Source organism: Rhodopirellula sp. UBA1907 (assembly GCF_002337565.1).
Taxonomy (GTDB): Bacteria; Planctomycetota; Planctomycetia; order Pirellulales; family Pirellulaceae; genus Rhodopirellula; species Rhodopirellula europaea.
This window is the reverse complement of the sequence record NZ_DDGH01000099.1, coordinates 33,834-52,018: the sequence shown is the minus strand read 5'-3', so window position 1 is coordinate 52,018 and position 18,185 is coordinate 33,834. Positions and strand designations below refer to the sequence as shown.

The 18,185-nt window shown below is 56.7% G+C and carries 16 protein-coding genes; 6 read left to right on the top strand and 10 right to left on the bottom strand.

From position 1 onward, the window contains the following. Positions 1–236: 236 nt before the first annotated feature. The 8 genes from B2R17_RS24800 to B2R17_RS24765 form a co-directional block, all read right to left on the bottom strand. The gene (locus B2R17_RS24800) at positions 237–1,247 is read right to left on the bottom strand and encodes a methionyl-tRNA formyltransferase (protein ID WP_286766130.1); all 1,011 of its coding nucleotides are present in this window, start codon (positions 1,245–1,247) and stop codon (positions 237–239) included. Continuing rightward, a complete protein-coding gene (def, locus tag B2R17_RS24795) occupies positions 1,225–1,830 on the bottom strand; it encodes a peptide deformylase (RefSeq protein ID WP_286766129.1) in 606 nt (201 codons plus the stop codon). Before def ends, B2R17_RS24800 begins: the two co-directional genes overlap by 23 nt. Positions 1,831–1,886: 56 nt before the next feature. Further along, positions 1,887–2,927, bottom strand: coding sequence for an ABC transporter ATP-binding protein (locus B2R17_RS24790; protein WP_286766128.1), 1,041 nt, complete (start codon positions 2,925–2,927; stop codon positions 1,887–1,889). Continuing rightward, positions 2,924–3,973 (bottom strand): ABC transporter ATP-binding protein, encoded by a 1,050-nt coding sequence (locus B2R17_RS24785; RefSeq protein WP_286766135.1) that lies wholly within the window; start codon positions 3,971–3,973, stop codon positions 2,924–2,926. Before B2R17_RS24785 ends, B2R17_RS24790 begins: the two co-directional genes overlap by 4 nt. 32 nt (positions 3,974–4,005) lie before the next feature. Next, positions 4,006–5,241 carry an ABC transporter permease gene (locus B2R17_RS24780; protein WP_286766127.1) on the bottom strand — a complete coding sequence of 412 codons (1,236 nt, stop codon included), beginning with the start codon at positions 5,239–5,241 and terminating at the stop codon, positions 4,006–4,008. Next, positions 5,238–6,167, bottom strand: a complete 930-nt coding sequence (locus B2R17_RS24775; protein WP_008654045.1) for an ABC transporter permease — start codon at positions 6,165–6,167, stop codon at positions 5,238–5,240. Before B2R17_RS24775 ends, B2R17_RS24780 begins: the two co-directional genes overlap by 4 nt. After that, the gene (locus B2R17_RS24770; protein ID WP_286766126.1) at positions 6,164–8,131 is read right to left on the bottom strand and encodes a peptide ABC transporter substrate-binding protein; all 1,968 of its coding nucleotides are present in this window, start codon (positions 8,129–8,131) and stop codon (positions 6,164–6,166) included. Before B2R17_RS24770 ends, B2R17_RS24775 begins: the two co-directional genes overlap by 4 nt. Positions 8,132–8,275: 144 nt before the next feature. Next, the gene (locus B2R17_RS24765; protein ID WP_286766125.1) at positions 8,276–9,469 is read right to left on the bottom strand and encodes an amino acid aminotransferase; all 1,194 of its coding nucleotides are present in this window, start codon (positions 9,467–9,469) and stop codon (positions 8,276–8,278) included. A gap of 166 nt (positions 9,470–9,635) precedes the next feature. Here B2R17_RS24765 and B2R17_RS24760 point away from each other — a divergent pair, with 166 nt between their 5' ends. Next, positions 9,636–10,634, top strand: coding sequence for a zinc-dependent peptidase (locus B2R17_RS24760; RefSeq protein WP_286766124.1), 999 nt, complete (start codon positions 9,636–9,638; stop codon positions 10,632–10,634). 623 nt (positions 10,635–11,257) lie between these two features. Here B2R17_RS24760 and B2R17_RS24755 read toward each other — a convergent pair. Together B2R17_RS24755 and B2R17_RS24750 are read right to left on the bottom strand one after the other, a co-directional pair. Then, positions 11,258–12,427, bottom strand: coding sequence for a DUF1559 domain-containing protein (locus tag B2R17_RS24755; RefSeq protein ID WP_286766123.1), 1,170 nt, complete (start codon positions 12,425–12,427; stop codon positions 11,258–11,260). Between the two features lie 248 nt (positions 12,428–12,675). Continuing rightward, positions 12,676–13,068 carry a response regulator gene (locus B2R17_RS24750; RefSeq protein WP_236615449.1) on the bottom strand — a complete coding sequence of 131 codons (393 nt, stop codon included), beginning with the start codon at positions 13,066–13,068 and terminating at the stop codon, positions 12,676–12,678. A gap of 113 nt (positions 13,069–13,181) precedes the next feature. Here B2R17_RS24750 and B2R17_RS24745 point away from each other — a divergent pair, with 113 nt between their 5' ends. From B2R17_RS24745 to B2R17_RS24725, 5 genes are all read left to right on the top strand, one after another. Next, on the top strand, positions 13,182–14,207 hold the full coding sequence (locus tag B2R17_RS24745) for a tetratricopeptide repeat protein (RefSeq protein ID WP_286766122.1): 1,026 nt from the start codon (positions 13,182–13,184) through the stop codon (positions 14,205–14,207). Next, the gene (locus tag B2R17_RS24740; protein WP_039961222.1) at positions 14,207–15,208 is read left to right on the top strand and encodes an RluA family pseudouridine synthase; all 1,002 of its coding nucleotides are present in this window, start codon (positions 14,207–14,209) and stop codon (positions 15,206–15,208) included. Before B2R17_RS24745 ends, B2R17_RS24740 begins: the two co-directional genes overlap by 1 nt. A 22-nt stretch (positions 15,209–15,230) precedes the next feature. Continuing rightward, positions 15,231–16,037, top strand: a complete 807-nt coding sequence (locus B2R17_RS24735) for a TerC family protein (protein WP_286766121.1) — start codon at positions 15,231–15,233, stop codon at positions 16,035–16,037. 226 nt (positions 16,038–16,263) lie between these two features. After that, positions 16,264–17,055, top strand: a complete 792-nt coding sequence (locus B2R17_RS24730) for a hypothetical protein (protein WP_008663760.1) — start codon at positions 16,264–16,266, stop codon at positions 17,053–17,055. Positions 17,056–17,064: 9 nt separating this feature from the next. Then, on the top strand, positions 17,065–17,841 hold the full coding sequence (locus B2R17_RS24725; RefSeq protein ID WP_286766119.1) for a PIG-L deacetylase family protein: 777 nt from the start codon (positions 17,065–17,067) through the stop codon (positions 17,839–17,841). The last annotated feature ends 344 nt before the right edge of the window (positions 17,842–18,185 follow it).

The following is an 18,185-nucleotide window of genomic DNA, read 5'->3' as shown; positions in this document are numbered from 1 at the left end:
GATGTCATGCCGCTTGCCGGGATAGAACACTTTGCAATTTGCATTGATCAATTTGCACTTTGCAATCATCTCACCGCGTAGGCCAGGTTCCACCTGGCGATCGTTCTACGCCGAGTAGATCTATTCGCGCGAAGGCGTGTTGATTGGACGCCTCGCTTGGTTCCCAAGCATCGGCTCGGCTGCCATGTGGAACATGGCCTACGGTTGCATGACCAGGCCGCCATGTGAGACATGGCCTACGCTTGGACGATCAGTGGTTGGCCGGCGGTCAGTCGGTGGCCGCGTTTGAAATCGAGACCGGACATCTCTTTTTTGCCGGCAGGCTGCAGTCGTTCAATGATGACTTGGCCGTCGCCGCAGCCAATGGCCAATCCCTCGTGTTCCATCACTCGGCCCACGTTGGCTGGGTCGGCAGCAAAGGTTTCAGTGCGGACTTCGCGAATCGCAACTCGCAGAGGCGGTTTGTTTTCTTTGACGGCCGCGTGGGTGAAGGCAATCGGCCAAGGCTGCATGCCTCGAACCAGACAATCGATCTCGCGGCCCGTTGCGGACCAATCGATCTGGGCTTCGGCTTTGGACAATCGCGGAGCTTTGGAAACTTTGGCTGGGGCCTGTGGTTGGCCAAGCGTTCCGTGAGTATCGAACGACTCAATGGTTCGCAGCAACGCGATGGCTTCGAGCGTGGCGTCAACTCCGATATCGGACAAGCGAACTTCCAATTCTCCGGATGTTTCGTCGTCGCGAATCGGTGTGGTGCGTGATGCCACGATTGGGCCGCCGTCGAGGCGCGGGGTCATGTGGATGACGGACACTCCCGTTTCGCGATCGCCAGATAGGAGAGCCCGTTGGACGGGGGCGGCACCGCGATAGGCGGGCAGCAAAGAGCCATGCAAATTGATTCCGCCCAAGCGAGCAGATTGCAGGGCATCGGGTTTGAGGATTTGGCCGTAGTCGCAAACGACCAGCAGGTCCGCGCTCAGCTCGTTGAGGCCGGCAATGGTTTCCGGATCGTTGATGCTGGCGGGGGCATCAACGGGCAGTCCATGTGTTTCGGCCCATTCCCGGACCGGTTGTGGTGGTGGCCCACCGCGGCTTTTGACGGGCGGCAAAGGACGCACGAAGACGCGAGCGATTTCATCGCCGGTAGAGCCCAGTTGTTGCCGGATCGCTTCGAACGATGGCACCGCGAATGGGCCGGTGCCCATCAAAACGTATCGCAGGGAATCAGCCATTTGACGTGGTTCCACCGGTGTACATGGCTTCCCATTCGGCTCGTTGCTGAGCCAGGGTGGCTTCGTCGGCGATTGAGCCGGTGCCCTGTTTGGATTCGTAATCGGTTTTGAATTCTTCCAAGTGTCCTTCCAAGTCGCGAAGGCCTTCTTCGCCGATGCGATCAAAGAACATGATGCCATCGAGGTGGTCGACCTCGTGTTGGACAACCCGTGCCATGAAACCATCGAGGACTTGGTTGATCTCGTTGCCTTGTAGGTCGAACCCACGCAAACGGACGCTCTTCGGGCGTTTGACTTGACCGTATAAACCCGGCACGCTCAGGCAGCCTTCTTGAGCGGTGTCGTTGCCCTTGGGGCGATCGATTTCAGGGTTAAGAATCACCCACGATTCGCCCTCGTCGCGTTTTCCGGTGGGGTTGGCCACGAACATGCGAATCGGCAGGTCGACTTGGTTGGCGGCCAGTCCGACGCCGTCGAACTCGTACATCAGGTCGAGCATTTCGTCGGCCATCGATTTCAACTTGGCATCCACACGCACGATGGGGCGGCTGACGTGTCGGAGTGTCGGATGCGGGAAATGAATGATCGACAACGGCATGATGAAGGCGGCAAAAAGACGAAACGGCGGATGAGTTCAATCAATCCCGCAGCTTATCAAACTTCCGGCGGATCATCACGCTCCCAACACGCCGCGGCGTGCGATCGATCCGGCAACCCAGGTCGATCGGTCCGGCATCGATCGACCACAATTGGGCAACGGTCGGCGAACGAGCAACCGGGGTAATGTTTGTCCGGCGAGGGGACTTCGCCCTGCAAAACGATTCGCCGGCGATTCGCGGCGATGGTCGGGTCGGGCACCGGAACCGCGGACAGCAGAGCCTCCGTGTACGGGTGCTTGGGATCCGCGTAGAGTTCCTCCGCGGTGCCTAGTTCGGCGATTCGGCCGAGGTACATCACGCCGACTCGGGTTGCGATGTGACGAACAACTGCCAAGTCATGGGCGATGAACAAATACGCCACGCCGAGTCGTTGTTGCAGGTCCATCATCAGGTTGATGATTTGAGCTTGGATCGAGACATCGAGGGCGGACACGGGTTCGTCGCAGAGAATCAAGTCCGGCTGCACCGCGAGGGCTCGAGCGATACCGATGCGTTGGCGTTGGCCGCCGCTGAATTCGTGTGGGTAGCGATTGAGGAATCGAGGATTGAGTCCCACCAATTCCATCAGTCGCAGGACTTCGAGTTGGCGGTCCTTGCCGGAGGCGAGTTTGTGAACCGTCAAGGGTTCGCCGATGATGCCGCCAACCGTCATCCGTGGATTCAGGCTCGCGAAGGGATCTTGGAAAACCATTTGAACGCGGCGTCGATATGGCAGCATCTCTTTGTCGGACAGTCCCGCGATCGATTTGCCATCGACCAGGACGTCGCCCGATGTTGGATGGACCAGATTGATGATCGCTCGAGCGGTGGTCGATTTCCCGCAGCCGGACTCACCAACCAAACCCAGCGTTTCGCCTTTTGCGATGTCGAACGACACGCCGTCAACGGCGCGGATCAATCCTTGTTCAGGATTGAACAGCGATCCGCGTCGAAAGGGGAAGTGAACCTTCAGGTCGCTAACCCGCAACAGCGGTGGATCCGCGGTTGTGCTGCCTGATCCTTCCGTCGAAGTGTGAGTGGTTTGGGCCGCGTTCATGTTGGGACCTCCACGTGGCATGCCGCGAGGTGAGGTTGCACAACGGGCAAGTTCGCGGCACCGGTTGGTTCTGCTTTCAATTGAAGCGTAGGATCCTCACGATGGCAAACTGGTTGAACAAAGTCGCATCGGGGAGAGAACGCGCAACCGAGAATGGGTTCGGACATGTCGGGTGGACCGCCGGGGATCGCGAGCAGCTTCTCGTGGCGATCAGTATCGAACCGTGGCAGTGAACCGAGCAAACCAAGCGTGTAAGGATGTCTGGGGGAGGCGAACAAGTCGTTGACATTTGCCTTTTCGACGATGCGTCCTGCGTACATCACCAACACACGGTCCGCGACTCCGGCGACCACACCCAAGTCGTGAGTGATCAGGACAATTGCCGTGCCTTTGCGTTCTTGCAAATCGGCGAGGAGGTCCATGATTTGGGCTTGGATGGTTACGTCGAGTGCGGTCGTTGGCTCATCTGCGATCAACAGTTCCGGTTCGCAGGACAACGCCATCGCAATCATCACGCGTTGTCGCATCCCGCCACTGAATTGATGTGGGTAATCGCGAAGACGTTTTTCAGGTGATGTGATGCCAACCAAACCCAACATGTCCACTGCGCGTGCGGCGGCTTCTTTCTTCGTGAGGCTCAAGTGCAACCGAGTCATTTCGGTCATTTGCTGCTCGATGGTCATCAAAGGGTTCAACGCTGTCATCGGATCTTGAAAGATCATCGAGACGTGTCGACCGCGAATGGTTTGTAGTTCACGGTCACTCATCTTCAGAAGATCGCGACCTTGGAACAGCGCCGTTCCGGAATCGACTCGCCCGGGCGGTTGTGGGATCAGTCCCATCATCGCCAAGTTGGTGACGCTCTTTCCACTGCCTGATTCTCCAACGATGGCAACAGTTTCCCCTTCGCGAACATCAAAAGATATACCGCGGACGGCTTGGACCTGCCCCTCATCAGTTTTGAAGCTGACCTTGAGATTTGAAACTTGGAGGAGCGGTTGGCTGCCCTGGCGAGGGGCGTCGGTTGCGCTTTCTGTTGCGGTCATTGAGGGGTGAGCTTGTGATCCGGGAGCTGAGGTCATCGGTTTTTCATCTTTGGATCCAATGCGTCACGCAAACCGTCGCCTAGGAAGTTCAAAGCAAACAGCGTCATGGCCAGTGCCGCACCTGGGAAAATCACAACCCACCAGAAAAGTTTGACGCTGGAGAGTGCTTCCACTCCATCGTTGAGCAACAGCCCCCAAGACACATCCGGTGGAGCAACGCCCAGTCCCAGGAACGAGAGGAAGGCTTCGAACAGCATCACCGCGGGAATGGTCAACGTCAGATAGACAATGACGATACCGAGCACGTTGGGCACCAAGTGTCGAAACACGATTCGCATCGGTGATGCACCAATCGTGCGAGCGGATTCAACAAACTGTTCTTGTCGAAGCGAGAGCACTTGTCCGCGAACGACGCGTGACATCGTCAACCAATAGATCGCACCGATGATGATGTAGAAGATCATGATTTGATTGATGCCATAGCTTTCCAGCCAAGCCTTCACGCTCTCTTCGCCCAGGAACGTGACCAAGTAGATCACCACGAAGATGAACGGGATCGAGTACAGCATGTCGACGATCCGCATCATGGCCGCGTCGATCCAACCGCCGAAGTAGCCGGCGATCGCGCCGTAGCTGACACCGATCATTAAACTCACCAAAGTCGCCACCAAGCCGACGACCAAAGAAACACGAGCGCCCCAGAAGACTCGCGCGAGCAGGTCGCGACCGAGTTTGTCGGTTCCGAAGATGGAAGGGATCGCGTAGTCGCCAAAGATCGCGACGCGAATTTGAACCATCTTGAACGAGACGCTGCCGAGTTGGTTCCAAAGTTGATTGAAAGGATGTTCAACTCGGATTCGGTCTTGGATCGACTCGAATTGCTCGGCTTGTTTGAGCGGATCTTTGATCGCCAGGGCCTCGGCGGTTTCCGCGGCGATCTCGGCCTCAAAGAGTGCCAATTGGCTAGTCAATTTCCCGTCGGCAAATTTCAATCCTTCGCGTGAACCCATCGTGATCGGTTCAAACGATGGCGATAGAAAACGCCGGTTGTTGAGGTCCTTGTCGAGCGGGCTTTGCAGTGGCAGCATCGGCGTGAGAAAGGCAACCAAGCCAAGGCCGATCAAGAAGATCAGTGAGGCCATGGCAGGGCGATTGCGACGCAGTCGCCGCCAGGCGTCTTTCCAGAGTGAGACACCGCGAATCTTGCGGGATTCCTCCAGCAGTTGCGCGAGAGCCTCTTCGTTCTTGCGTGAATCGGGAAGGTTCATTCCAGTTCGACTCGCGGGTCAATGACAGCGTAGGCCAAGTCAACGATGGTGTTCATCACAAACAGCAGCACGGTGTAGGTCAGGACCATGCCCGTTGCCAGCGTTGTGTCACGCTGGGTGGCGGCATAGATGAAGTGGCTGCCCATGCCAGGCAACGCGAAAATCTTTTCGAGAACCAACGACCCGGTTAGGACACCCGCCGTGGCCGGACCGAGGTAGCTGACGACGGGAAGCAATGCACCGGGCAACACGTGTTTGATGATCACGGTGCGTTTAGGCAGTCCCTTTGCGAACGCGGTGCGAACATGTTCGCGGCTGAGCGATTCCAACATTCCGGCTCGGGTCAAACGAGCGATGTAGGCAGCGACGGGAAGCCCCAAGCAAATCGCCGGCAGCGCGACTTGTCGAAGCGTTCCCCAGCCCGCCGCAGGGAACAACGGAATCAAGAACACAAACAAAAGGATCGCGATCGATGCCAAGACAAAGTTTGGAATCGCAATGCCCAGCACCGCTGTTGCCATCATCGCGACATCGGCCACGGTGCCTCTGTAAACGGCCGAGATGACTCCCGCCGAGACACCCAAGATGATTGCGAAGACCAAGGCAAAGATGGCCAGTGATGCGGAGACCGGAAAGCCTTCCGCGATGACTTGGTTGACGCTGTAGTCTTCCAGTTTGATCGACCAGCTAAGATCACCGCGGCTGAGGATGCCCCACATGTAATCCCAGTATTGCTGCAGCGGCGGTGCATCGAGGTTGTACCGAGCCCGCATCTGTTGCTCGATCGCGGGAGGCATCGCACGCTCGGCGCTGAAGGGGCTGCCCGGTGCGGCTCGCATCAGCACAAACGAAACGGTGTAAACCGCCCAAAGCGTGATGGCCATCCAGCCGAGGCGTCGGATGAGGAATCCGAGCAAGTCTTTCATGGCGTGGGTTCCAATCGAATCGTTTGAAACGGGTGCGTGTCTTGCGGTGTCGGCAGCAAGCCGGAGACGTTGGGTTTGATGATGTTCAACCCGACGTAGTAATAAATGGGAATCGCGGGCAACTCGTCAGCCCAGATCGCTTCGGCTTCCGTCAGCAGTTCCATGCGTTTCACTTTGTCGGACTCAGACGCCGCTTGGGAAAGCAGTTCGTCGTAGCGTGGGTTTTTCCAGGCGGTGTTATTCTGCGGGCTCTTGCTGAGGAACAGGTCCAAAAACGTGTTTGGGTCCGGGTAGTCAGCGTTCCAGGCGGCTCGCGAAATGTCGTACTTTTGTTGTTGGCGTTTGTCGAGGAAGCTGCCCCATTCCATGTTTTGCAGATCCGCTTTGATGTTGAGGTTGTTCTGCCACTGTTGCTGGATCACTTCCGCGATTGCCCGGTGGCTTTCGCTTGTGTTGTAGAGGATCGTGAACTTCGGAAAGCCTCGTCCGCCGGGATAGCCTGCTTCGGTGAGCAGTCGTTTGGCTTCTTCGAGTGATCCACGGTTGCCTTGCGCCGGCGTGTAGCCGGCGATCCCAGGCGGCACCAACGCAAAAGCGGGTTGCTGGCCCGCCTTGGTGACTTCACGGACGATCTGTTCACGATTGATCGCCATCGACAGAGCCTTGCGAACTCGCACGTCATCCAGTGGCGGACGTTTGGTGTTCAGTTCGTAGTAGTACACCGAGAGGTACGGAGCGGCGTGGTAATCTTCTCGTTTCTTGAGTTCTTCGATTAGGGTGACGGGTGGGTCGGTGACCCAATCCAGCTCACCGGTTTCGTACATGTTGAGAGCAGTGTTTTGACTCTCGATGGAAAGAGCATCGATCGATTCGATTTCAACGGTGTCGGCTTCGTACCAACGCTCGTCTTTGACCAAACGAACTCGGTCACGTAGTTTTCGCAGCCCGATTTTGTAGGGACCGCATGTGACGATGTTCTCGGGCCGCGTCCACATCGGTTTGCCGTGTTCTTCGATGCAGTGTCGAGGCACTGGGAACAAGGGGTAGTAAGCGGTCAGGTAGGGGAAGTACGGAAGAGGATCACGCAGATGCACGATCAGCGTGGTTGGATCAGGGGCTTCGACGCCGCCAAGTTGATCAAAGGCGACCAGCACATTGTGGGCTCGTTGAGTGTCTTCTTTCGCCAGCGGCGTTTGCAGATTCTTTGTGTAGGTGACCGTTTCGGTGACGTCGTCCCAAAGGATCTCGTCGCCGTTCTTGCGGGCCAAGTCAACGGTGTACAACCATTCGGATTGCCAATCTGCAGTGACCTTCGATTTTTCCTCTTTGGTGGCGTCTTCCGGGACGTTGGGTTTGGGCGGTTTGTCCAAAGCCTTCAGCGTGCCGTGAACGATCGTGCCACGGGGGAACGTCTGAGGTGCCGGCTCGCTGTCGATTGTCTCGCCGGGTCGATCCCACAATTCAACTTCAACTTTGTCGCCTGGTTTGACTTCGCCGGTCGCGTAGGCTTCGGCGTTTTGAACGCCAAAGAGCTGAAAGTTGTATTCGCAAGCGGTTTCTGGATGCAGCATTCGCGTCCAGGACCAGACGAAGTCAGCCGAGGTGATTGGCACCCCGTCGCTCCAGGTGACATCGTCCCGCAATTGGAACGTGTACGTCATGTTGTCGGGCGAGACTTCGTAAGACTCCGCGATGCCCGGCTGAGGCGTCATCGGCTGGACGCCGGTTTCCGGATCGGGGGCTCCTTCGGGCAACTCTTCGAGCAATCCGGTGAAGATGTTGAACAGGATCCGGCTCTCGGGTTGGCCGGTCGCTCGGTGTGGATCGAGCGTTTTGGGGTCGGTGCCGTTCTGAAAGCTGAATTCAGCCGGCGGCATCTCATCAAATCGAGACGCCCAGATCAGGGACACCATCACCACGATGGCGGCCAGGATCAAAAACGCTCGACGAAGTTCCAAAGGCATGGCGGCATATCAGGAAGGAGGGAAACAGGGCGTCCGCATCATGTTCCGTCTGCAATCGATTCCGGTGGTGGTCATCCATCAGGAAAACACCCGGCGGGCGCCGGGCTGACTGGATGATGACCTATTGAACAAGCATTTGCTGTTCTATCGCAATACCGCCGCCACGGCGTTGCACAACCATTCCATCTTCGATTCGTTCATTCCGGCGACGTTGATTCGGCCGCTGCCGACCAAGTACACGCCATGTTCGCTTCGCAGTTGGTCGACCTGCATCGGTGACAAACCACTGAAGGAGAACATGCCTTTCTGGTCCAACAAGAACGAGAAGTCTTGGTCGACTCCCGTCGCGGCCATTCCATCAACAAATTGTTTTCGTAGCGAAGCGATCCGAGTCCGCATTTCGGCGAGCTCTTCGTGCCACATTTGGGTCAGTCCCTCGTCGGCCAACACGGTGGCCACGATCGCGCCGCCGTGCCGTGGCGGGTTGCTGTAGTTGGCCCGGACGACTCGTTTGAGTTGGCTGAGAGCGGCCTTGGTCGTTTCCGCTGATCCGGACACCAAGCAAGCCGTTCCGACTCGTTCACTATACAGGCCAAAGTTTTTGCTGAACGACGAGCACACGATGGCTTCGTCCATTTGTCGCAGAATCGTGCGCACACCGATGGCGTCTTCGTCCAGGCCTTCGCCGAACCCTTGGTAGGCAAAGTCCAGCAATGGGATCAGTTTCTTTTCCGCCACGACGCTGGCAATTTGTTCCCACTGTTCCGATGTCGGGTCAACTCCGGTTGGGTTGTGGCAACATGCGTGCAGCAGAACCGCGTCGCCGGCTTTGGGTTTGGTCTTCAGGTCTTTGATGAGTGCGTCGAAGTCCAGAGTCTTTTTGTCAGACGCCAGATAGGAATACGTTTCGACGGGCAGTCCGGCCGCCGCCATGATCGCGTTGTGGTTGGCCCAGGTTGGCGTCGGCAAGAAAATTCGCAGCGGTCCGCACTGGGTGGCCAGGAATTCTGCCGCCACACGGAGGGCTCCTGTTCCGCCCGGCGTCTGAACCGCGGCCACTCGCTCGGCAGCGATCTGGTCAGCAAAAATCAATTGGCGGGCTGCTTCGCGGTAGTCCGGCAGGCCGTCGATCGAGAGGTAACCCTTGGTCGATTCGGTATCCAACAGCCGTTTTTCGGCTTCTTTGACGCAGCGAAGCACGGGAGTGGTGCCAGAAGCGTCTTGGTAAACGCCCACGGACAGATTCATTTTGGTTTCGCGTTCATCGGCTTTGAACGCTTCGGTCAGTCCCAAAATGGCGTCGGGCGGGGCAACGGAGATGGAGTCGAATCGGTGCACTGGGAAACCGAAATCTGCTTGGAGGGGAGGGAGTCAGCGTCACAATGGGCCGACGGAGCCACGAGAATAACTGCCAAGCCGGATTTCGCCTACACGCGGAAAAGTGTCGAGTCATCGTGGCCGGGCATCTGTCCCCAGTCGGCTTTCTGCACTCTATGCTACGCCCATGCTCGTCACACCTGAATCTGATCAAGCCAACCGCCGCTGGGCCATTGGCATTTCTGTCGCCTTGGCCTTGCTGATCGCCGGTTTCGCAATGGTTCGACCCTGGGCTCTTTTCGCGTTGCCGCTGGCGTGGGCCATTCATTGGTGGATGCGGCGGGGAACGACGCGTCGATTGAAAGTCATGGCGTCGCCCTTCCCCGACGTTTGGGAAGCCGCTTTGCAAACGCACGTCGTGTACTACCGCATGCTCGACGAGGAGCAGCGGGAGGGTTTCCGCAACCGCATGAAGATCTTCCTGGACGAGATTGCGGTGACTGGGATTCGAACGGAAGTCGATGAAACGACGCGAGCTCTGGTCGGTGCCAGTGCCGTCATCCCAATCATGGGGCTGGATGACTTTGAGTATTCCGGGTTGGGGGAAGTGTTGATCTACCCGGGGTCGTTTGGCGCGGATTATCAAACCGAAGGTGAAGGCGACAAAAACACGTTGGGAATGATCGGTGTGAATCATCTGAGCGGCGTGATGATTTTGTCCAAGCCATCGTTGCTAGCTGGTTTTTCCAATCCGAGTGACAAACGCAATGTCGGCATTCATGAGTTCGCTCACTTGGTCGATAAAGCGGACGGCGAGGTCGATGGGGTCCCTGTGTCGGCTTCCGCGGAAGTGACCGAGCCTTGGGTGAAATGGGTGGGGCAAGAGTTGCAGTCGGAAGGAACGCGGGCAGGGATCGACGACTACGCGTACACGAACGAGGCGGAGTACTTTGCCGTGTTGTCGGAATACTTCTTCGAAAAGCCGGCGCAGCTGCAAGCGAAGAATCCAAAGCTCTATGCAATGCTTCGAAAGATGTATCACCAAGATCCGAAACGTTTGTTTCGAGGCCGTCGCAAACGTCGCGGGAAAGTTCGCCGCAATGATCCATGCCCCTGCGGCAGCGGCGATAAGTTCAAACACTGCTGCCGCCGTAAGACCATGCGAGGCTTGCCCGCCAAGCCGTAGGCCAGGTTCTACCTGGCGATGGTTCTTCGTCGACAGGCACCGCACTCGCAAGGGCATTCAAAGACGCCTCGCTTTGTTCCAAAGCATCGGTTTGGATGCCATGTGTAACATGGCCTACGGAAGGGATTGCAAATTGCAAAATGGACATTGCGAATGGTACTTTGCAATGGTTTACAACGTAGGCCAGGTTCCACCTGGCGAAGGTTGCATGCCGATGAACGTCGCCCCTTGTGATGGCATATAAATCACGCCTCACTTTGTTCCAAAGCATCGACTGGAATGCCATGTGTAACATGGCCTACGCGGGGCGATTGCAAATTGCAAAATGGACATTGCAAATGTGCACTTTGCAATGGTTTACAACGTAGGCCAGGTTCCACCTGGCGATGGTTGCTTGCCGGTGAACGTCGCCCCTTGTGATGGCATATAAATCACGCCTCGCTTTGTTCCAAAGCATCGGCTTGGATGCCATGTGTAACATGGCCTACGCGGGGCGATTGCAAATTGCAAAATGGACATTGCAAATGTGCAATTGATGGTCGGTGAAGTCATTTCAGTCGTCAGAGCAAAAACACTTTGCAATTTGCATTGATCAATTTGCACTTTGCAATCGCCTCTCAACGCTACATCTCGTCGTCTGGAATCGGTTCACGGCCGCGGGGTGTCATCAGTGCTTGCCAGACACGCATGTCGATCGTTTCAGAGATGAACCGTGTGCCACCATCGGCCATGGAAACATTCACACCTTCGGCATGCGCCGACGATGGGCGAGCCAAATCGGCGGCATTGGTGCGGCTCATCTGCATCGTTTCGGTGAGTGCGCGTTCGCCGTTGATCCGGTGAATGTCGCGGGGCTGCTTGTCGTTGCTCCAGTCCACCCCGTGCCAAACCATCGCATTGGTGAACCGACTGAGCGTTGGGTAAAGCACCTCGTCGGGATGGTTCTCGAAAATTAAATCCTCATCGTTGACGAATCCTGATCGATGCCACGAAAGCGCATGAAGCGATTCGGAGAACAAAACGGTGTTGCCCGCTCCATCGCGAAAGTCATCCAGTCGGATTGGTTTCGCGATGGGGACGTGTTCGTCTTCGGCAGACGATTCCAAACGAGCGGAGACCTGATTCCCAAAGACTCCGAACTCGTTGCTCATTGATTCGGCAAACGTGACGGTTTTCGTTGTGCCGCCGGGATGAAAGATCGCATGCTGGCCGGCGATCATGTCTCGCGGTGGGAAGAACACGCCAGCATTCGCGACGTAACTGTTGCGTCCGTCGTCTTCACTTTGGGTGGGATCCGTTGGACACTGCATGATCGCCAAGTTCGGTGCCGCAAGCGGGTGAAAGCCTTGCCCGCTGAATCCGGTGGTGGAACCTTCGGCTCGAGTGAGGATCGGATAGCGGTCTTCGGTCCAATGTTCGTAGGTTGGTTGAGCATCCAGCCAAGGAAGCAACGCGACCGCCCAAGTTCCGATCTTTCGGTGAGGAGCGAGGTTTTGCGAGCTACCTTCGTGCCATTCGGCAGTCGGGTCTCGCAACGGAGAGAGCACCGTTTCGGTTTCTGGATCCCAGCCAAAATGGCCAAATTCCATCACCCAACCCGGCATTTCACCCTTGGTGTTTTCGTACTGGATCGCGGCCAAGCTCAGGTTTTTGATTTTCGTCCTGCATTGGTTCATCCTCGCGTAGATTCTCGGGGTACTGACCGCTGGGATCAGCAGTGCCATCACAATCCCAATGCAAAACAGAACCACCACCACATCCAGTAGCGTCAATCCGGAACGATTGCCTGTCATCGTCGCACCTCGCAGTCCAGGGGGATTCGAACAGCGTCTCAGGTGCATTGTAGGCCAGATCAGTCACTGGCGTTCGTAGGCCAGGTTCCACCTGGCGATCGTTCTTCGCCGAAAGATCCCGCTCTCGCGAAAGCGTTCGAAAGGACGCCTCGCTTTGTCCCAAAGCATCGGCGTGGTTGCCATGTACAACATGGCCTACGAGACGAAGCGTCGTAGCCGGATTCGCCCAAATTCGGACGCTCCCTCGCTCAGTCGGCAGCGTTCTTTTTCAGGCGTTCCTCGATGATGCTGACCAGTTGTTTGGGACTGAAGGGTTTGCTGACCAACGACACCAAGCCTGGGCGGTCAACAATCCGGTCCGGATCGATTTCGAATCCTTTGGCCGTGCACAGCACGATCACCGAGATCGACGTGGTTTCAACGACGCGACCGATCAAGTCCACGCCGCTGAGTTCCGGCATTTCGTGGTCAGTCACCAAGACATCAAACTTTTGGCCGGACTGAATTTCATCCCACGCGAGTTGACCGTTGGCGACCGCGGTCACGTCCATTCCGGCTCGGTCCAGGGTGAATTGCAACAAATGACGCAGAACCGGATCGTCTTCCGCAATCAAAACCCGCTTTTTCTCAGGAGCATTCATGTTTTTTGCGATCATTCGTGGGGGCGTTCGGTACTTGCTTGTCTTGACGTTAAGTTCCGGCGATTTCTATACTTCGGGCTCACGGAATCGAATCCCTCCACCCCTGCGAACGTATGAACAGCGAGCGACGTCACCAGCTGAACGAGAATGAACTTGCCGGAGCCCTCGACAAGTTCAACCACTCGATTGAGCCTTATTCCAAGCCAATCGCCTTGGGTGTCGCAGCGTTCTTCGTTGCCGTGTTGGGATACGGGTTTTATTCCAGCACCAAATCGGACAATCGAAGCGACGCCACGTTGCAATTGATTGACGCGTCCATCACCGGAGACACCGAGAGTCTAGCGACCATTGCCGCGAAGTACCCGAATACCTCCGCTGCAGCTTGGGCACGTCTTTACCAAGGTGGTCAGCAAATGGGAATTGGATTCTCAACGTTGTACACGAGTCGCGACGAAGCCGAAACATTGCTGGATGATGCGGTGGAGGCTTACAACCAGGCGATGGAGTTGAGCAACGATGCGATGATCCAGTCGCGAGCTCACTACGGTTTGGCGCAGATCGCCGAAGCTCGCGGCAACGTGGAAGACGCCATCCGCGAATATGAAGAAGCCATGGCCGTCGGCGAATCAGCCGCGATGGTCGACGAGGCCAAAGCTCGAATCGCCGCGTTGTCGTCGCCTCAAGCCAAGGACTTCCTGGCGTGGTTCCAAGAACAAGACTTCTCGCCCGCCGAGCCAAGCTTGCCACCGTCGTTGCCAGGTGCTGGCGATTTGCCTGACCTACCAGATTTGGATCTGCCACCATTGGATTTGCCGATGGATGATCTGAGCGAAGGTGACGCAGCGGATGCAGACGCAAACGAGGCTGCTGAATCGGAAGAAGGCGACGCGGAAACGGAAGAGCCAGAGATGACCGAAGAGCCCGCTGAGACGGAGGCTCCTGAAGAGCCAGCCACAGAAGAAGCTGCTCCCGAAGAGACCGCAGCGGAAGAATCCACTGAAGAAGAAACCTCCGAGCCAGCCGAAGAAATGAAGGAAGAGGCTCCGGCTGAGGAAGCAGTTGAGGAATCCGCTGCTGAGAAAACTCCCGAAGTGGAAGAAACACCCGCAGACGATGAACCTGCCGCATCCGACGAGTGATGCGAGAATTCGTCGTTCCTGAATCCGCCAATGGGTTTCGAATCGATTTGTTCCTGACCCAGTCCTGCGATGGCTACAGCCGATCGCAAATTCGGGACGCGGTTCAGAACGATGGTGCCGAAGTCGATGGGCGGATCATCCGTCCGAGCTACAAGGTGAAAGCTGGGCAAAAGGTCCGGTTTCGCGTGCCGCCTCCGGCCTCGGACGACACGATTCCCGAGAACATCCCGCTGGATATTCTCTACGAAGACGACGGGTTGGTCGTGATCAACAAGCCCGCGGGAATGGTCGTGCACCCCGCTCGCGGCAATTGGACGGGGACACTGACCAGTGCGTTGGCGTTTCGCTTTCAGTCGCTGTCGGACGTCGGTGGTCCAACGCGTCCCGGCATCGTGCATCGTCTCGATCGAGACACCAGCGGTGTGATTGTCGTCGCGAAAAACAATGCGGTGCATTTGAACCTCGCGGCCCAGTGGCACGACCGCTTGGTCCAAAAAGAATACACGGCAATCACGTTTGGTCGCCTCGATCGAGATCGTGACTGGATTCACGCATCGATCGGACGCCACCCGTACCAGCGTGACAAACAAGCGATCCGCGAAGGTCATTCCACTAGTAAAACGGCGTCGACGTTTTACGAAGTCGTTGAACGGCACGGTCGAGTGACACGCGTCGACGTGCGGCCGAAAACGGGACGGACACACCAAATTCGTGTGCACTTGGCCCACATTGGATGCCCGATTTTGTGTGACCGATTGTACGGCGGTCACTCCGAACTTTCGCGTTCTCAAATCAGACGGTTGGCTGGCACGGAAGTCGCAATACCCGGAGTGAAGCCGACTCCCGAAGGCGAAGAGATTTTGCTTTCTCGCCAAGCGTTGCACGCCAAGGCGTTGACGTTTACCAATCCGCAAACCGGGAAGGAAATGACGCTGACAGCGCCCCTTCCGCCTGATTTGCAAGCCGTTCTTGATCTGTTGTCATCCGACTCTTCTCTCTGAAATCTCTTGGAATCCCGTCGCCATGGCTGAGCTCTTTTCAATCTCCGGTCTGTTCACACTCGGAATGCTCGTGCTGCTTCAAGCGGTATTGGGCTTCGACAACTTGCTTTACATCTCAATCGAAAGCAAACGCGTCGCGGAGGATCAGCAGTCGAAGGTTCGCAAGCTCGGCATCGGGGTGGCGGTTGTCTTGCGGATCGTGCTGTTGTTCGTGGTCGTGAGATTGATCACGCTTTTGGAGGAGCCCTTTGTTGAGTTTCATAACGGTTACATCGACGCTGCCATTTCAGGTCACAGCTTGATCGTTCTGTTTGGTGGTGCGTTCATCCTTTGGACCGCTCTGAAAGAGATCTATCACTTGCTCGCCGAACCCGATTTGGGGCATTCCGAAGAGACCGCCACGGCCAGTGTTGGCAAAACGATTGGCTTGATCGTGATGATGAACTTGGTGTTCTCGTTCGACTCGATCCTCAGCGCGATGGCTCTCACCAAAAGCTTCGCGATCATGGCAACAGCCATCGTCATCAGCGGTGCGATGATGATCTTCCTGGCCGACCGAGTCGCGGACTTCTTGAAGAAGAACCGCATGTATGAAGTGTTGGGGCTGTTTGTCTTGTTCATCGTTGGGGTGATGTTGGTCAGCGAGGGCGGCCACTTGGCTCATGTTGCGTTGTTCGGCCACGAAGTGCATCCGATGGCGAAGAGCACGTTCTACTTCGTGCTGGCGATTTTGATTGTGGTCGACATCGTTCAGGCCAAGTACCAAAAGACGTTGCTGGCTCGTCAAGACGCTGCCACGGCTCACATGCCAAAGAAAGCCGAAGCCTAGAGAGGTTCGCATGTCCGCTTCCCCGCACCGGCGACCGGCGCCCAAGCGACGTCCCGTGACGGACTTGGAACCCGGTCGAGTGCCGCCGCCGAAGGCTCCCAAGATGGCCGCGAGTCGTGCCAAGTCGACTGTCGCTAGCAACGTGCCTTCCGGTTCCGGTCCGCCCTCCGGTTCCCGCCCGCCTGCGGAGAAGTCCGCCGAGCGTCCGTCGACTCCACCCGGTGTTGTGCCGCCGCGCGATCGAGACACTTTGTTCGCGTTGGCAGAATTTTTGCAAACGCGACGCCCTGACCCCAAGCGGATTTCGGTGGTGCAGCGTGAGATTCACGCTGAGGTGTTGGGGCTGAGCCGAACGATCGATCGACCCAACTTCAAGCGAGTCGGGCGGGATGACTTGGTCCGTTTGATTCATCTGCTCGATGAATCTCTCTTCGAAGGACGCGTTCTGCCAGTCGCGAAAGCGGAGGGATTGGAGTTTTCGTTTTCGTCGCGAATGACCAGTGCTGCCGGAAAGCTTGTCACGCACTATCCGAATGGCAAGCGAAACGGTCCGCGTCGGTTTGAAATGATTTTGTCATCCACGCTGTTGTTTCAGACCTTCGAAGATGTCGATCGGCCCGTCACCGTTACCGGTCGTCAGTGCAAGGACCGGCTCGAAGCGATGCAGCGTGTCGCCGAGCACGAAATGACTCACTTGATTGAGATGCTGATTTGGAACGCGGGCAATTGTAACCAAAAACGTTTTCAATCGATCGCTCGCAGTTTTTTTGGTCACACAGATTATCAGCATGATTTGATCACCCAGCGGGAGCGGGCCGCGACGAAGTTCAATATCCGAGTTGGTGATCAGGTTGCGTTTCGCGACGGCACCCGTCGAGTGGTCGGTCGAGTCAATCGCATCACGCGCCGAGCGACGGTTTTGGTCAATGATCCCAAAGGCGAATTGTTCAGCAACGGCGAACGCTATGTCCGGTATTATGTCCCTCTGGAAAAGCTGAGTCTCGTTTCATCGAAGTAGAGGTCCCTGATGCCGTCCGTTCTAGCCGTTGCCGCGCACCCCGATGACATCGAGTTTCTTTACGCCGGGACCATGTTGTTGCTTGGCCAGCGAGGCTGGGACGTGCACTACATGAACGTTGCCGATGGTTCTCGCGGCAGCACGACGATGGGGCCGCAAGAGTGTGCCGCGACTCGATTGGAGGAGGCCAAGCAAGCAGCCAAGGTTCTCGGTGCGACGTTCTACCCACCGATTTGCGCGGACATGGAGGTCGCGTACACGACGGAGAACATTCAGAAGGTCGCCGCGGTGGTTCGCCAATCCAAGGCATCAATTGTGCTGACCCACTCGCCCATCGACTACATGGAAGATCACGAAAACGCGTGTCGGCTAGCGGTCAGCGCTGCGTTCGCCCACGGGATGCCGAACCTCGAAAGCATTCCTCCGGCGCCGGTCTACATGGATCCGGTGACCGTTTACCACGCCCAGCCCGTTGGTTGCCGTCAGCCCACAGGTGAGCTTGTGACGCCGCATTTCTATGTGGACACCGCAGCGGTCATGGAACAGAAGGCGGAATCGCTCGCGTGTCATGCGAGCCAGAAGCAATGGCTGGACGAAAGCCAAGGCATGGACAGCTACATCGAAGCGATGCGAGATCTTTCCCGGATGGTCGGTCAAATGAGCGGCCAATACGAACACGCTGAAGGTTGGCGTCGCCGTGAACACTGGGGATTCTGCGGACCCGACGATGATCCGTTGCGGGCGGCGCTGGTGGATCAGATCGCAGAAGGAACCAAAAACCTGTAGCTCGGTGGTCCCCCAACCGAGTCACTCGCGGTTGTTGCGAAAGGTGGATTGCAAAGTGCAAATTGACAAATGCAAATTGCAAAATGTTCGTCGTTCGGCAAGCGTGATTCCACCGGTCAGCAATTGCCAATTTGCAATGTCCACTTTGCAATTTGCAATCGCCCGTAGGCCATGTCTCACATGGCGGCTACGCCGATGCTTTGAAACAAAGCGAGGCGTCCTTTCGAACGCCTTCACGAGAGCGGTGTTTACCGGCGAAGGGCGATCGCCAGGCGGGGCCTGGCCTACGTGGTGGGGTGGATTGCAAAGTGCAAATTGACAAATGCAAATTGCAAAATGTTCGT

What these genes read in the sequence shown, in the direction of transcription:
- B2R17_RS24770 (WP_286766126.1), bottom strand. Translation starts at nt 8,131, where the DNA reads ATGCCTTTGGAACTTCGTCGAGCGTTTTTGATCCTGGCCGCCATCGTG.
- B2R17_RS24750 (WP_236615449.1), bottom strand. Translation starts at nt 13,068, where the DNA reads ATGAATGCTCCTGAGAAAAAGCGGGTTTTGATTGCGGAAGACGATCCG.
- B2R17_RS24735 (WP_286766121.1), top strand. Translation starts at nt 15,231, where the DNA reads ATGGCTGAGCTCTTTTCAATCTCCGGTCTGTTCACACTCGGAATGCTC.
- def (WP_286766129.1), bottom strand. Translation starts at nt 1,830, where the DNA reads ATGCCGTTGTCGATCATTCATTTCCCGCATCCGACACTCCGACACGTC.
- B2R17_RS24760 (WP_286766124.1), top strand. Translation starts at nt 9,636, where the DNA reads ATGCTCGTCACACCTGAATCTGATCAAGCCAACCGCCGCTGGGCCATT.
- B2R17_RS24740 (WP_039961222.1), top strand. Translation starts at nt 14,207, where the DNA reads ATGCGAGAATTCGTCGTTCCTGAATCCGCCAATGGGTTTCGAATCGAT.
- B2R17_RS24755 (WP_286766123.1), bottom strand. Translation starts at nt 12,427, where the DNA reads ATGACAGGCAATCGTTCCGGATTGACGCTACTGGATGTGGTGGTGGTT.
- B2R17_RS24790 (WP_286766128.1), bottom strand. Translation starts at nt 2,927, where the DNA reads ATGAACGCGGCCCAAACCACTCACACTTCGACGGAAGGATCAGGCAGC.
- B2R17_RS24785 (WP_286766135.1), bottom strand. Translation starts at nt 3,973, where the DNA reads ATGACCGCAACAGAAAGCGCAACCGACGCCCCTCGCCAGGGCAGCCAA.
- B2R17_RS24725 (WP_286766119.1), top strand. Translation starts at nt 17,065, where the DNA reads ATGCCGTCCGTTCTAGCCGTTGCCGCGCACCCCGATGACATCGAGTTT.
- B2R17_RS24775 (WP_008654045.1), bottom strand. Translation starts at nt 6,167, where the DNA reads ATGAAAGACTTGCTCGGATTCCTCATCCGACGCCTCGGCTGGATGGCC.
- B2R17_RS24745 (WP_286766122.1), top strand. Translation starts at nt 13,182, where the DNA reads ATGAACAGCGAGCGACGTCACCAGCTGAACGAGAATGAACTTGCCGGA.
- B2R17_RS24780 (WP_286766127.1), bottom strand. Translation starts at nt 5,241, where the DNA reads ATGAACCTTCCCGATTCACGCAAGAACGAAGAGGCTCTCGCGCAACTG.